The organism is Lysinibacillus sp. AR18-8, from assembly GCF_001705465.1.
Lineage (GTDB): Bacteria > Bacillota > Bacilli > Bacillales_A > Planococcaceae > Lysinibacillus > Lysinibacillus capsici.
The window spans coordinates 13,752-28,746 of record NZ_MDGU01000019.1; the positions used below are offsets into that span (position 1 = coordinate 13,752).

Consider the following 14,995-nt stretch of genomic DNA (forward strand, 5'->3'; position numbering starts at 1 on the left):
TAGCTCGTCATTAATTTTTACGGAAAAATTCATTCAGACGATCAATTACTTCTTCTTTTTTCCATTCAAATGTTTCACCCGTTTGACGGAATTTCACTTCTACAATACCTTCTGTTGCTTTTTTACCAACAGTTACTCGAACAGGTAAGCCAATTAAATCAGCATCAGCAAATTTTACACCCGCTCGTTCAGGACGATCATCTAGTAACACATCGTAACGGTATGATTTTAATAAGCCATAAAGCTCCTCCGCTAATGTCACTTGTGCCTCATCTTTTGTGTTTACTGGCACAACATGAATATCATATGGCGCTAATTGTGTTGGCCATGTAAAGCCATTGTCATCTTGGAAGTGCTCCGCTACAGCAGCTAGAATACGAGAAACACCAATACCATAGCACCCCATAATAAATGGTTGAGCCTTACCTTGCTCATCTAAGAAAGTACCATTCATTTTAGCAGAGTATGTAGTACCTAATTTGAAAATATGACCAACCTCGATACCTTCTGCAAACTTAATGTTACCTTGTCCATCAGGAGAAGGATCTCCCTCTTGAATAAAACGAATATCTAAATAGTCATTAACTGCAAAATCACGCTCAGGGTTAACATTGACTAAATGGAATCCATCTTCGTTGGCACCTGCAATACCATTACGGATAGATTTAATAGCATGGTCTGCTACTACTTTTACGTCTACCGGTAATTTCACTGGACCAATTGAGCCAACGCCACAACCTAATAATTCTTGAATCGCTGCTTCACTTGCAAGTTCCACAGACCCTGCATCAAGTGCATTTTTCAATTTGATATCATTAATTTCATGATCCCCACGTGAAAGCACTACTACAAGCTCTCCATCTACATCAAAAACTAGAGATTTGATGACATTAGCAGGTTCTACTTTTAAGAATGCTGAAACATCTTCAATTGTTTTTTGCTCTGGAGTTGCTACTTTTTCTACATCTTTTAAAGCTTCATCAGATGGTTGATAGTCAACAATTACTTCAGCCATTTCGATATTTGCTGCATAATCAGAAGTATCTGAGTACGCAATTGTATCTTCCCCAATTTCAGAAAGGACCATAAATTCATGTGTTCCTTTACCGCCAATCGAACCTGCATCTGCAATAACAGCACGGTAGTTTAAGCCGAGACGGGAGAAAATATTAGAATAAGCACGATACATATCTTCATATGTTTCATCTAAACTTTCACGTGACGCATGGAAAGAATAAGCATCTTTCATGATAAATTCTCTTCCTCGTAGTAAGCCAAAGCGAGGACGTTTTTCATCACGGAATTTGGTTTGAATTTGATACAATGTTAGCGGTAATTTTTTATATGATTTAATTTCATCACGGACTAAAGTTGTAATGACTTCTTCATGTGTTGGCCCTAATGCAAAATCACGGTCATGTCGGTCTTTTAAGCGCATTAATTCAGGTCCGTATTTTTCCCAGCGACCTGATTCCTGCCATAGCTCAGCAGATTGTAGAGATGGCATTAGTAGCTCAATGGAGTTGATAGCTTCCATTTCTTCTCGGATAATTGTTTCAATTTTTGTTAGCACACGTTTTGCAAGCGGTAAATACGAGTATACCCCACTTGTATTTTGACGAATAAACCCTGCACGTAGTAATTGCTTATGTGACTTTACCTCAGCATCAGCAGGTACTTCACGTAACGTTGGGATAAATGTTTTACTTTGCTTCATTCAGTGTTCCACCTTTTTCAATAGATAAGTTTATACTCTCAATAGCATAAACAAATTTAGCTTTGAGCGCAATGTTTCATCGAAATTGCGCTCAAAGCTAGGAAATCAAATTTCATTTAACTGTAAATGAATTAAAAGAAAAATCTTTGTATATCGTTCCATGTAACAACCACCATTAGAATCATGAGTAGGACGATTCCTACAAAATGTACAATACCTTCTTTTTGACGGTCAATTGGTTTACCACGTAAAGCTTCAAAGCCAAAGAATAATAAACGGCCTCCGTCAAGTGCTGGTAATGGAAGTAGGTTCATAATTCCTAAGTTAATACTTAGCATTGCTGCCCAATTCATTAGGTTCATAATACCATACTGGGCAACTTGCTCTGTTGCTTTATAAATACCTACAGGACCTGAAAGTGCGTCTATTGTGAACTTACCAGTAATTAGCATACCTAATAGTTCAAATATTTTCACTGTCATATTATAGGTTTCTTGAGCTCCATAAACAACTGCCTTTAATGGGTTAAATTCTCTGGGACTTTCATAGCGTACACCTATTTGACCATATTTCTCGCCATCCTGCTGGATTTCCTTAACGGTCATATTTAAGTTCACTGATTGTCCATTTCGTTCAACTGTCACAGCAATATCTTCGTTTGGATGATCTTGAACGATTGCAGCTAAATCTTGCCATTTTTCAACTGCTTGTCCGTTAATAGCTGTTACTCTATCTCCTGCCAGCATCCCTGCCTGTGCAGCTGGATCATTCTCTACTACTTCTGTGATAATTGGCTCGTATGTTGGTACACCATGGATCAATCCAATCACTAAATAAATCACAAATGCGAGAATAAAGTTAAACAAAGGGCCTGCAAAGATAGTCATTGCTCGTTGACCAACTGTCTTTGCATTAAATTGACGATCGTGTGGCGCAATGACAAGTTCACGAACATTTTCCACAAGTACACAGTCTCTAGCTACTTGATAACGAACTAGACGTTCTTCTTCATCATAACCCTCTACAAATAACTCCTTCTCTAAATCGGCGCGTTCAACTTCTAAAAATAATAAATCTGGTAACTGCTTATTATTTTGATTGAAAATAATTTTTTTAACAACATTATCTTCATTCACAATAAGCCCTATTCGGTAGCCTGGCTGTAATTCCGTGCCATCCATATCCTCGCCGGCCATACGTACGTATCCCCCGATTGGTAATAATCGAATAGTATACATTGTTTCACCATGCGTTTTTCCATAAATTTTGGGACCCATTCCGATCGCAAATTCACGTACTAAGATACCTGCACGTTTGGCGAATAAGAAATGTCCAAGTTCATGGAAGAAGACGAGCATACCAAATATTAATATAAATGCAATGGCTGTTTGCATAATACCCCACCTTTAATAGCGATTAGTTAACGATACAGTGCTTTCGTTATTTTACCATGTCTAACACTATTTTTCTTGTCTCACTATCCACATGTAATATGGTTTGTAAATCTGGTACTGCAATGTTTTGGTGTGCCTGCATCACACGTTCAATCGTCTCATCAATTTCAAGGAATGTGATTTTCCCTTGTAAAAAGGCTGCAACTGCCGCTTCGTTTGCTGCATTCATTGCTGTCAGAATCGTACCACCCATACGACCAGCCTCATACGCTAAACGCAAAGCAGGGTATCGCTCAAAGTCCATCTCTTGAAAATGTAGTTGACCAATTTGCGCTAAATTTAGTCGCTGACCATTTTGTAATGGTATACGGTCTGGGTAGCTTAAAGCATATTGGATTGGCACACGCATATCGGGTGTACCTAGCTGAGCAATAACACTAGTATCATGATACTCAACTAGAGAGTGAATAATACTTTCTCTATGCAAAAGTACATCTATTTTATCATAAGGCATATCAAATAAAACATGTGCTTCGATGACTTCTAATCCCTTATTCATCATTGTAGCGGAATCTATCGTAATCTTAGCACCCATAGACCAGTTTGGATGATTCAGTGCATCTGCGACCGTCACGTGTTTTAATTGTTCTCGTGTTTTATCACGGAAGCTACCACCAGAAGCGGTAATAATCAAACGTTCGATATTTTTCGGATTCTCACCATTCATCGATTGGAAGATGGCAGAGTGCTCACTATCTACAGGCAAGATGGCTACTTTGTATTTTTTGGCCTCTGCCATCACTAAATGACCAGCAGTTACAAGCGTTTCTTTATTAGCAATAGCAATCGTTTTGCCCATACGAATGGCTGCTAATGTTGATTCAAGGCCTACACTTCCAAGCACAGCATTGACAAGTACAGTCGAATCTGGATGTGTTGCGACCTCTACAAGTCCTTTTGCTCCAAACGTAAATTGGATATTTGGAAACTCTTTAGCTAGTGTTAGTGCGTCTTCTTCTAATTGCACAGAAACTAATTCGGGCTTTAATGTTTCAATCATTTCTCGCGTTTTCTCTAGGTTCTTTCCTGATGAAAAAGCTACTAATTGAAAAGCATCACGTTGTTCTTTTAAGATATCGTAGGTTTGCCAACCAATTGAACCAGTTGCACCTAATAAACTAATTTTTTTCACAACAAATTGTCCCCTTTTTCTATCTAAGCAAATGATTTAGCAAAATGTCTTTTCCTATACAATTAATTACCAAATAAATGTAAAAAATGAAGTAGAGGCACGACAAATAATAGACTATCAAAGCGATCTAAAATTCCTCCATGCCCTGGTAAAATATTGCCTGAATCTTTTACATCAAAGTGACGTTTAATAGCAGATTCTACCAAATCGCCCATTTGACCAATAATTGAGGCAAAAATCGTTACAAAAACAAGTGATATATAACCATTTGCGAATGGGTAAATGAGTTGCATACCTACTGCAAAAATAACAGCAATGACTATTCCACCTATAAAGCCTTCGATCGTTTTCTTAGGTGAAATTTCTGGCCATAACTTATTTTTCCCTAATTTTCTACCTACAAAATAGGCACCTGAATCCGTTGTCCAAACAACTAATAAGCAATAGACAACATACTCTAATCCAACATTTCTAGTTTCAATTAGATAATGGAATCCTAATCCCACATAAAATGTGCCTAATAAAATAAAGCCAACTTCGTCAAAAGTAATTTTATTTTTTACTAAAACCACGTAAATAAGAAGTAGCATCATTAGACCATAGACTACCATTAGATTAGACGAATAGCCTATTAATTCTACAACCCTTTCACTCCAGTCTTTCGGGATAACCAGTAAAATTAAAGTGATCAGTCCTAAGAAGCCAGGCACAGATAAGATGGAAATCCCTTTCATCTTAAGTATTTCATAAAAACCGACAATAGCCATTGCTAGCACAAGTAAGGCAAATGGTACTTTTCCATAAATAACGAATGGGATAAAAAGTGCTGCTGCAATTATTGCGGTAATAATTCTTTGTTTCAAGTTGTTTCTTCTCCCTTCAACCCACCGTAACGGCGATTACGTTTCTGATAGTTTTCCACCGCTTCGAGTAAGTTTTCCTCACTAAAATCTGGCCACAATGTATCTGTAAACCAAAATTCTGTATAGGCGAGCTGCCATAGCATAAAGTTACTTAATCGCACTTCACCACTTGTACGAATTAAAAGATCTGGTTCAGGTAAATGGGCCGTCATTAAATGAGATGTTAAGCAATCTTCTGTTATGTCTTGCATCGTTAATTGACCGTCCTGCACTTTTTGAAGCATCATTTTCATGGCATTGACCATTTCAGAACGACTACCATAATTCAGCGCAAAATTTAAAATAAGCCCTGTATTATGCTTCGTTTCTTCCATTGCCTCATACAACGCTTTTTGTGTATGGGCAGGTAATAAAGATGGGTCTCCAATCATTTCGACACGTACATTACGCTCCATCATTTCTGGTAAAAAGGAACCTAAAAACTCAACAGGTAGCCGCATAAGAAAATCTACCTCAGGTTTTGGTCTCTTCCAATTTTCAGTGGAAAATGCATAGACAGTTAAGACTTTAATACCCAAGTCTGATGCAAATCTCGTCACCTTACGCACCGTCTTCATTCCTTCATGATGACCAGCCACACGTGGCATAGCTCTTTTCTTCGCCCAACGTCCATTTCCGTCCATAATAATCGCTACATGGGCAGGAATCGGCTCGCTTTTAGCTAGGGCCACACGCTCCTCCAATGATAGTGTATCCATATTTATTTGTTTACCTAATAGCTTTTTAAACATGCTAACTCCCCCACTACAACTAATCGGACGTATACTAACCTATCATAACAAACAAAAGCGCCTTTTGTCTTTTTTTTCCCTCTAAATTGACTATGTATGTACTAGCTTATTTTAGAACTATACACATATTAAAGAATGAGTTTGTTAAATAAAGATGATTGTATCATTAATGACCTTTTCACATTCATACATGCTCTCTATTTGAGTAAGCAATTTGGCTATGAATAATAAAGAGAAAAGACGTCCTGTTAAGTATAGGACGCCTTCATCTCATCAAAAAGTTCCATCATAGACGTGTAAAAGGTTTATTTACACCTCTAAAATTTCTTTTTCTTTATCTTTCGCTACTTGATCTACTTTCACAATGAATTCATCTGTTAACTTTTGAATATCTTCTCCATAGCCACGTAGATCGTCTTCTGTGATTTCGCCAGCTTTTTCAAGTTTTTTCAAATCATCATTTGCATCACGACGAACATTACGTACAGCAATTTTTGCATCTTCCGCTTCTTTTTTCACTTGTTTTACTAGATCCTTACGACGCTCTTCTGTTAAAGCAGGAATCATAAGACGAATGACAGAACCATCATTTGTTGGTGTGATACCAATATCTGATTTCATAATTGCTTTTTCAATATCACCTAAAATTGATTTATCGTAAGGTGTAATTACTAATAAACGAGCTTCAGGTATAGAAACACCCGCAAGTTGGTTAATTGGTGTTGCTGCTCCATAGTAATCAACCGAAATACGATCTAATAGAGATGCGTTCGCACGACCTGCACGAATAGATGCTAGTTCGCGTGAGAAAGCTGCGATTGTTTTGTTCATTTTTTCTTTAGCTTGTTCTAAAACTTGTTTAGCCATTATACATTCCTCCTAACAACTGTTCCGATTTTTTCGCCTTGTACAGCACGTTTAATGTTACCCGGCTCCGTAATTGAGAAAACAATTAGCGGGATATCGTTATCCATACATAAAGTTGAAGCCGTTGAATCCATTACTTGTAAGCCTTGTTGGATAACGTCTAAGTATGTGAGTGTATCATATTTAATGGCTGTCTCATCCACTTTAGGATCCGCTGAATAAACGCCATCGACATTGTTTTTAGCCATTAAAATAGCATCAGCATCAATTTCTGCTGCTCGTAATGCGGCAGTCGTATCAGTAGAGAAGAACGGATTACCTGTCCCTGCTGCAAAGATAACGACACGCTTTTTTTCAAGATGTCTAACTGCTTTACGACGAATGTATGGCTCCGCTACTTGAGTCATCACAATAGAAGATTGAACACGTGTTTCAATGCCTAATTTTTCAAGTGCATCTTGTAAAGCTAGGGAGTTCATTACGGTTGCCAGCATGCCCATGTAGTCCGCAGCAGCACGATCCATTCCCATTTCACTACCTATTTTCCCCCGCCATATATTACCGCCACCTACAACAACAGCAACTTCTACATCAAGATCTACTACTTCTTTTACTTCTTCTGCAACAGACTTGATTATTTTTGGTGATAAACCGAAGCCCGCTTCTCCAGCTAACGCTTCACCACTTAGTTTAATAACTACTCGTTTATATTGCGGTACACTCATTGTAAACCTCCGTAAGACTTTATTTAAAACATCCCTATTCCCTTTTCCATTATAGTATATCTAACAATAATTGCTAGTTGTGAATAAGGCAGAATAGAAAATTATCTTCATTTTTTCATTCACTTCGGAAAAATAGGGAACACGCTATGTTGTGTTCCCCATTTTTTTGTCTAGATAATCTAGATATTATTTGATTAGAATCAAATGCAAGCTAAATTAGTTACCTTTAACTTGGCTCATTACTTCTTCTGCAAAGTTATCTTCACGTTTTTCGATACCTTCACCAACAGCGTAACGTACAAAGCCGTTTACAGAACCACCAGTTGAAGCTACAAAATCACGTACTTTTTGATCTGAGTTTTTAACGAAAGTTTGGTCAAGTAAGCAAACATCTTCGAAATATTTACCAAGACGGCCTTCAACCATTTTTGCAACGATGTTTTCTGGTTTACCTTCGTTAAGAGCTTGTTCAGTTAATACTTTACGCTCACGTTCAACTTCCTCAGCAGAAACTTCATCACGAGAAACATAAGTTGGGTTAATTGCTGCAATGTGCATAGCAACATCTTTAGCAGCTGCTGCATCAGTAGAGCCTTCTAAAGTTACTAATACACCGATACGGCCGCCCATGTGTAAGTATGAACCGAATGCATCTGCATCAGTTTTTGTTTTAACTTCGAAACGACGAAGTGTAATTTTTTCTCCAATTGTTGCAATAGCAGTTGAGATTTGATCTACAATTTTTACGCCTTCAGCATTTGCAAGCTCTAAAGCAGCTTCAACTGATGCAGGTTTAGCAGCAAGTAATTGCTCAGCTAAAGATGCAACTAATACTTGGAATTTATCGTTTTTCGCAACAAAGTCAGTTTCAGCGTTTACTTCAAGGATGATTGCTTCGTTACCTTGTTCTAAAATATAAGTTGTACCTTCTGCAGCGATACGGTCAGCTTTTTTAGCAGCTGAAGAAAGACCTTTTTCACGTAGGAAATCGATTGCAGCTTCTAAGTCGCCATCAGTTTGTACTAACGCTTTTTTACAATCCATCATTCCAGCGCCAGTTTTTTCGCGTAATTCTTTTACTAATTGTGCAGTAATGTTTGCCATTTAGTGTTTCCTCCTCAAATTGGTTGAACATAATTTAATGATAGGTTCTAAAAAAGGTGATAAGGGTTTTGAGCCACTTATCACCTTTTTGTAAACGTGAATTACTCAGCAGCAGCTTCTACAGCTGGAGCTTCTTCTTCACCTTGTTTTGACTCGATTAAAGCGTCAGCCATTTTAGCAGTTAAAAGTTTAACAGCGCGAATAGCATCATCATTAGCAGGGATTACGTAGTCGATTTCATCTGGATCACAGTTAGTATCAACAATACCTACTAGAGGGATGTTTAATTTACGAGCTTCTGCAACCGCAATACGTTCTTTACGTGGGTCAACCACGAACATTACGTCTGGAAGATCGTGCATATCACGGATACCGCCTAAGAATTTGATTAGACGTTCGTGTTCTTTTTTAAGTTGGATTACTTCTTTTTTAGGAAGAACTTCGAAAGTTCCTTCTTCTTCCATTTTTTCGATTTGTTTCATACGTGCAACACGTTTTTGAATTGTACCGAAGTTTGTAAGAGTACCACCTAACCAACGTTGGTTGATGTAGTAGTTGCCTGAACGTTCAGCTTCATCTTTGATCGCTTCTTGTGCTTGTTTTTTCGTACCAACGAAAAGAACTTTACCACCGTCTTGACCAACTTGACGCATGAAGTCATAAGCTTCCTCTAATTTTTTAACAGTTTTTTGTAAGTCGATGATGTAGATCCCGTTACGTTCAACGAAGATATATTTCTTCATTTTTGGGTTCCAACGACGAGTTTGGTGACCGAAATGTACACCAGCTTCAAGTAATTGTTTCATAGAAATTACTGACATGTGAATTTCCTCCTAATATGTTTGGTTTTTATCCTCCGCATTTATCATCTACAACAAGCTACCCTAATCTTAGAGCACCACTTACTGCATCAAAATGCGTGTGTAGTAATAACACCATTTGCAACTATATCATAGCTTTTAACGATTCGCAACAATTTAGTGATGGAATTTCAGTAAAAGCTCGATTTCTGTTTTACCCTTTTGCAGTTGTTTAGCTATTTCCTCTGGTGATTTTCCCTGTTTTGCTAATTCTAGAGCCTGTTGTTCCACTGTCAGCAATTTTTCAGCTTCTTTTTGCTCCTCCACTTTTAGAGGTGGAGCTGTTTTCACCATTTTCGAGCTTGTATGTTGCTGACGTGAATAAGCATTTGCGACAATATTTTTAGGTACATAGATACGTGCATCTTTCTCTAAAGATAGAGAACTATCACTTTTCACCTCGTGTACTACAGGCAAAGTTGGCTGCTCCTGAGGTGTCATATATTGTTCCGTTTGATGCAAGCTACTAGCAGCTATTTCCGACTGTGAGACACTTTGTAGCTCTTTAATAAGACGGTCATTTTCATCTTTCATTTCAGCTAAATACACACTAATGGTGTCGTCCATTTCTCTCATTAAACGTTCTTGCTTCTTTTCCAAATCTTTAAACTTTGCTAACTTTGTATTTAAAATGATAAGAAAGTAAAATGAAATTAGCTGTAAAAAGAATAGCACCGCTATTAGAATGGTTGTCATTGTAAACTCCTATCCACTAAAATCCACGAAATTCCCTTTAAACGGATGTTGTGCCTGTTTTTCTTGTTGATCCTTTTTTTTCTTTTTATGAATCCCTGTTAAATACTCACCACCTGCATCTTCATCCTCACTAATTTCATCCATACCTTCTGATGTGTTGACAATTTTTTGTTTGCGCTCTACTTCTTTTTTTAATGCTTCATTTGCATGTGCTTGTTGAGCCAATACTTGCTGCTGTGCCTGATCAACCATTTTTCCTGCTTCAAATGTTTTTGGAATAGCAATCTGTAACTCGACACCTTTTAAACTCATTGGAATCTCTCCCTCAAGGATATTTACGCATTAATCATTTCACTAGATAATAGCTTTCGTAGCTTTAATAGCGCTTTTGAATGAATTTGTGAAATACGAGAGGTTGATAGTTCAAGCATTTCACCAATTTCTGTCAAGGTTAACTCCTCCGTGTAAAATAAACTAAGGACAAGCTGTTCTTTTTCATTGAGTTTCTGAATATTTTCCGCAAGATCATCTAACAATTCTGATTTAATGATAGCTTGCTCAGGTGTTTTTGTTGTATCGTCTCGTATGACAAATGACTTGCCATCTGTTTCTTCTTGGTCCTGTTGTTCATTAATAGAAAGAACATTTGAAAAAAAATGCTCTTGCACAGTTTGATAAACATCTTCAACAGATACTTCCATATGCTCCGCAAGTTCCTCAGGTGTTACATGACGCATATATTTTTGTTCTAGTTGTTCAATTTGTGCATCTAATTTTTTGGCTTTTTCACGCGCTGACCGTGGTAACCAGTCTTCTTTTCGTAAACCATCGATGATGGCTCCTCTTACTCTAAACGAAGCATATGTATCAAATTTTAAATCTCTGTTAATGTCAAATTTATTTAATGCATCAAAAAGTCCTACCATCCCTAAGCTCGTTAAATCGTCTCGTGATACGCTTTTGGGCAGACCTGCACCAATACGTTGGACATGATAAGATACTAAAGAAATGTATTTTTTTATAAGTAAATCACCAGCATCGGGATCACGCTCATGTATCCAGCGATTCCACAGTTTTTGCTCATCGTTCAGAATTGGTTGTGTCATGAAATCCACCTCTCTAAAAAACGCTTTTTCACGCCTGTTTACTAACGACTACTTGCGCTCTTAAAATTTATCATTCAACAGGATTTCTTAGTTGTTTTTTATAAAAATCCACATTTAAGCTAATCTAGACGTGAGCCTGAATCGTTAAAGCCCGATAAGCAGTTGCCATCTTTCCTATATTATAACAAGAATCGACTATAATTTCATTTGTTTCTCTTAGTCTCTAATATATTCCTTTGTTTTTGAAAGACATAGAAAAACTGTATCCTCATTGTGTAATGACACTTGGATACAGTTGGATATGATTAAGCTTTTACTAAGAAGTTACTGAATTCTTTTGATTTAGTTTTAGCACTACTGTAGAGCAAAGAACAAATTAAACAAAAGAGCAATAATACCCAATAAAAAAAAACACTCTTTATAATAAATTATGCTTTAAATCGAACTAGAGACAAAGTTTCCATTGAATATAGTTGCCTTACGTAGAGATCTTCGAGCAATTGCTTCAGCAGAGCAAGAAGCCTCCACAAACACCATATTTGCACTATCTCCCACTTTTGGCCATGTTTGCTCACCTGATTGATTGAGTGGGATTTTTCCCCCTGTAATAAATTGAAGGGTTTGGGCTAATGAGCGTTCATCTCCCCAACCTGAGCTTTTTGCCAAACGACCAGCTCGTTCTAATAAATCTCCGTTACCAAATGGGGACCAAACATCAAAGATATTGTCACACCCAATTGCAACGGGTACTCCTTTACTGTGTAATAAACCAACAGGTGGAAACTTTCTACGCAGGGGGACACTCGTCACAATCGTAATACCTGCATCACGTAAGATGTCCGCCATTTCTTCTGCCTCAGAGTGTGAAACATCTCCTAGCCCAAAGGCATGGCTAATGGCTACTTTGCCTTGTAAACCAGCTTCCTTTGTTAATTGGGCTAATCTCTTCATTGTAAAAGTACCCAATTGATCTGGGTCATGCAGATGCAAGTCAATCCCTGCGTTTCCTTCAACAGCGAGTTCCACCATTTGTTGTAAGGAAGCCTCAATATCTCCATCCACAGTAGCTGGATCGACACCTCCTACAAATCCTGCCCCAAAACGTAGAGCCTCCCTTATTAAATTGGTTGCCTTTGTTCGTAATAGACCATGTTGAGGAAAGGCAACGATTTCATAAGACAACTTTCCTTCAAAATTTTGTAAAGCTTTTTGAACCTCTTCTAAATTTTTCAACCCTACCTCAGGATATAAATCCACATGCGTACGTACATGTGTAACTCCAAACTGGACATAACGACTAAGTAGTTTCTCAGCGCGTTGTTGCGTAGTTGTATGTAAGGTTGGAAGTACCTCTTTTTCAATTTCACAACGTTCAAAAATATTATTCACTGGTGTAACTGCCCGCCATTTGTCGCTCAACAGAGTTTTATCCAAATGACAATGTTTTTCTATAAATGAAGGTAGTGCTAATAGCTGTTTCATATCTTTTTTTGGATAATCATCATCTAATAGGCTATCAGCAGAAACTATTTCTGCAATTTTCCCATCTTTAATGAATAGATGAGAACAAGCCGAGTTCGTTTTAGTAATCGTGTCGTTTTCAAAGTGATAATCTGTTTCAAGACGTACATTTGTTAACCAAAAAGTAGAATTCATTTCAGATTTATCCTTTCTTCTTCAAAAATTAAAGCTCACCCGCAACTATTTTCCCTGTAAAGAGCACCGCCACTCTTCTTGCTCTTCTTGCAACTGCTTCTGCTGAGCAAGTTGCATCTACAAACACGACATTCGCCATATCTCCAATTTTCGGCCATTGGGGCTGTCCATCCTTGTTTAAAGGTGTTATGCCGCCAGCAATATACTTTAGACTTTGACTAAGTGAACGTTCATCACTTAAGCCAAAGCGTTCAGCTAGCGTGCCTAGTTTTTCTAGGCTGTCACCTATACCAAACGGGGACCAGTGATCTGTAATACTATCTTCACCCAAAGAGATTTGAACACCTTTTTGATCTAATAACGGAATAGGAATGGTATGATCCAATGGAACAGACGAAGTAATGTCAATACCGTGATGAGCTAGTAACGCTGCCACTTCACTTGCTTCATTAGTTGAAACATCGGCTAAGGCCATGGCATGACTAATTGTCACTCGGCCATGCCAACCCGCTTCCTCCGTTAATGCAGCTAATCGTTTAAAGGTAAAAATACCAAGATGACCAGGATCATGGATATGCAAATCAACATTTGCATCAGCTTCTACCGCTAATTCCATCACCGTTTGTAAGGATTTTTCTATATTTTCATCAATCGATGCAGGGTCTACACCGCCTACTAGAGACGCTCCACTTCGCAAAGCTTCCCTTACTAAAGAAATGGATTTACTACGTAAGAGGCCATGTTGTGGGAAAGCGACAACCTCTAAATCAACTTTATCTTTGTAAGCCTCTTTAGCTCTTAAGACTGCTTCTAAATTTTTCAACCCAATAAATGGATCAATATTACAATGAGTACGAATATGTGTTGATCCTGCATGTATAAGCAAATCTAGTAACTTTTTTGCTCGTTCCTCTGCAACAGGCAATAAGCTTGGCAGTAGAATCTCTTCTTCTTTTAATCTTGTAATAAGACCTTCTGTGGGAATCGAAGGAGCCTTCCATGGTCCACCAAAATAGGTTTTATCTATATGAATATGCATATCTCTAAAAGAAGGGAGCATTAAGTAACCATGTGCATCTCGCTTAGGCAAATCAGTTTTTAAAGGCTGATCTACGCTAAGAATTTGGTTTATTTCACCACTTTCTACTTGTACATTAAAAAGTGCAGTTTTTGTTCCTATAACGACCCCATTATCGTAATGATATCCTGTTTCTAATCGTACATTTGTTAGCCAATACGCTGTTGGTATCATTGATTGAACCTCCCGAAATTTATTAAAGATTGATAGCTAGATGAACCATTTGAATGGCCCTCTCCTGATGGGGTAAAGAAAGTTCATGATAGATATAATCTTGACTAGGATTACTAGCATTAAAATAATAAACTGTAGAAATTTTAGAATAGTAAATGGCACTCAAACACATAGGACAAGGTTCTGTACTTGCATACATTTCACAACCTTCTAAATTGGTCGTTTTCAGTGCGTGACAAGCTTGACGGATTGCTTGAATCTCTGCATGATTCGTCAAATCATTGGTGATTGCAACCTCATTTACACCAGAGCCAATAATCTGTCCATTTTTAACTACAATTGCACCAAAAGGAGCACCATGTTTTGTTCTTTCATTTTCTTTAGCTAACTCAAGTGCTTGTTTCATAAAGTCATGAGATTTCATGTCGTTCCCCTCCTAGAAAAAGCGAAATTCTCTTTTCTTTTTATATATTGAAATGGACCATTTATTGGAAATATGCTACTGCCAATACATCCTCCTGTGAAAAACTAAGCACTGCCGTCTGAGGTGTTTCTCTTACAAGACCAGTAAATGGTGCCATAATCAATATCTTTTCAGTTGATAAATTCCCCGGACAAGCTACATTTTTATATTTTGGAGTTTTTAGATTTAAAGCTATTTCCTTTGTATAAATATGCTAACATGAGGACTATATATATGAATAATATAAAAATAATTAATTTCACTTAAGTTTTTCGTATACTACAAACTCCAAAGCCAAAATAAAAAAGA

The 14,995-nt window shown here is 37.5% G+C and carries 15 protein-coding genes; all 15 read right to left on the reverse strand.

Going from position 1 to position 14,995, the window contains the following annotated elements:
• Positions 1–10: 10 nt before the first annotated feature.
• Positions 11–1,717: a proline--tRNA ligase gene (locus BFM98_RS15065; RefSeq protein WP_048391566.1), complete on the reverse strand. Its 1,707-nt coding sequence runs from the start codon at positions 1,715–1,717 to the stop codon at positions 11–13.
• A gap of 131 nt (positions 1,718–1,848) precedes the next feature.
• Positions 1,849–3,111 carry an RIP metalloprotease RseP gene (gene rseP, locus BFM98_RS15070; protein WP_066037802.1) on the reverse strand — a complete coding sequence of 421 codons (1,263 nt, stop codon included), beginning with the start codon at positions 3,109–3,111 and terminating at the stop codon, positions 1,849–1,851.
• Between the two features lie 46 nt (positions 3,112–3,157).
• Positions 3,158–4,303, reverse strand: a complete 1,146-nt coding sequence (gene dxr / locus BFM98_RS15075; RefSeq protein WP_004269256.1) for a 1-deoxy-D-xylulose-5-phosphate reductoisomerase — start codon at positions 4,301–4,303, stop codon at positions 3,158–3,160.
• 62 nt (positions 4,304–4,365) lie between these two features.
• Positions 4,366–5,166: a phosphatidate cytidylyltransferase gene (locus tag BFM98_RS15080; protein WP_066037803.1), complete on the reverse strand. Its 801-nt coding sequence runs from the start codon at positions 5,164–5,166 to the stop codon at positions 4,366–4,368.
• The gene (locus BFM98_RS15085) at positions 5,163–5,957 is read right to left on the reverse strand and encodes an undecaprenyl pyrophosphate synthase (protein WP_004269258.1); all 795 of its coding nucleotides are present in this window, start codon (positions 5,955–5,957) and stop codon (positions 5,163–5,165) included. Before BFM98_RS15085 ends, BFM98_RS15080 begins: the two co-directional genes overlap by 4 nt.
• Before the next feature lie 309 nt (positions 5,958–6,266).
• Positions 6,267–6,824 (reverse strand): ribosome recycling factor, encoded by a 558-nt coding sequence (gene frr / locus BFM98_RS15090; RefSeq protein WP_004269259.1) that lies wholly within the window; start codon positions 6,822–6,824, stop codon positions 6,267–6,269.
• A complete protein-coding gene (gene pyrH / locus BFM98_RS15095; protein ID WP_004269260.1) occupies positions 6,824–7,549 on the reverse strand; it encodes a UMP kinase in 726 nt (241 codons plus the stop codon). The genes frr and pyrH overlap by 1 nt, the downstream gene beginning before the upstream one ends.
• A 216-nt stretch (positions 7,550–7,765) precedes the next feature.
• Complete coding sequence (gene tsf / locus BFM98_RS15100) at positions 7,766–8,653, reverse strand: translation elongation factor Ts (protein ID WP_066037804.1); 888 nt, start codon at positions 8,651–8,653, stop codon at positions 7,766–7,768.
• Between the two features lie 101 nt (positions 8,654–8,754).
• Entirely contained in the window at positions 8,755–9,474 is a 720-nt protein-coding gene (gene rpsB / locus BFM98_RS15105) for a 30S ribosomal protein S2 (RefSeq protein WP_004269262.1), read from the reverse strand.
• Positions 9,475–9,630: 156 nt separating this feature from the next.
• Positions 9,631–10,209 carry a hypothetical protein gene (locus BFM98_RS15110; protein ID WP_048391573.1) on the reverse strand — a complete coding sequence of 193 codons (579 nt, stop codon included), beginning with the start codon at positions 10,207–10,209 and terminating at the stop codon, positions 9,631–9,633.
• A 9-nt stretch (positions 10,210–10,218) separates the two neighbouring features.
• Complete coding sequence (locus tag BFM98_RS15115; RefSeq protein ID WP_048391575.1) at positions 10,219–10,521, reverse strand: hypothetical protein; 303 nt, start codon at positions 10,519–10,521, stop codon at positions 10,219–10,221.
• Between the two features lie 23 nt (positions 10,522–10,544).
• A complete protein-coding gene (locus tag BFM98_RS15120; protein WP_036080567.1) occupies positions 10,545–11,315 on the reverse strand; it encodes a FliA/WhiG family RNA polymerase sigma factor in 771 nt (256 codons plus the stop codon).
• 435 nt (positions 11,316–11,750) lie between these two features.
• Positions 11,751–12,971, reverse strand: coding sequence for an amidohydrolase (locus tag BFM98_RS15125; RefSeq protein WP_048391578.1), 1,221 nt, complete (start codon positions 12,969–12,971; stop codon positions 11,751–11,753).
• A gap of 28 nt (positions 12,972–12,999) precedes the next feature.
• On the reverse strand, positions 13,000–14,223 hold the full coding sequence (locus tag BFM98_RS15130) for an amidohydrolase (protein ID WP_066037805.1): 1,224 nt from the start codon (positions 14,221–14,223) through the stop codon (positions 13,000–13,002).
• Positions 14,224–14,245: 22 nt separating this feature from the next.
• Positions 14,246–14,647 carry a nucleoside deaminase gene (locus BFM98_RS15135; RefSeq protein ID WP_048391582.1) on the reverse strand — a complete coding sequence of 134 codons (402 nt, stop codon included), beginning with the start codon at positions 14,645–14,647 and terminating at the stop codon, positions 14,246–14,248.
• Positions 14,648–14,995: the final 348 nt, after the last annotated feature.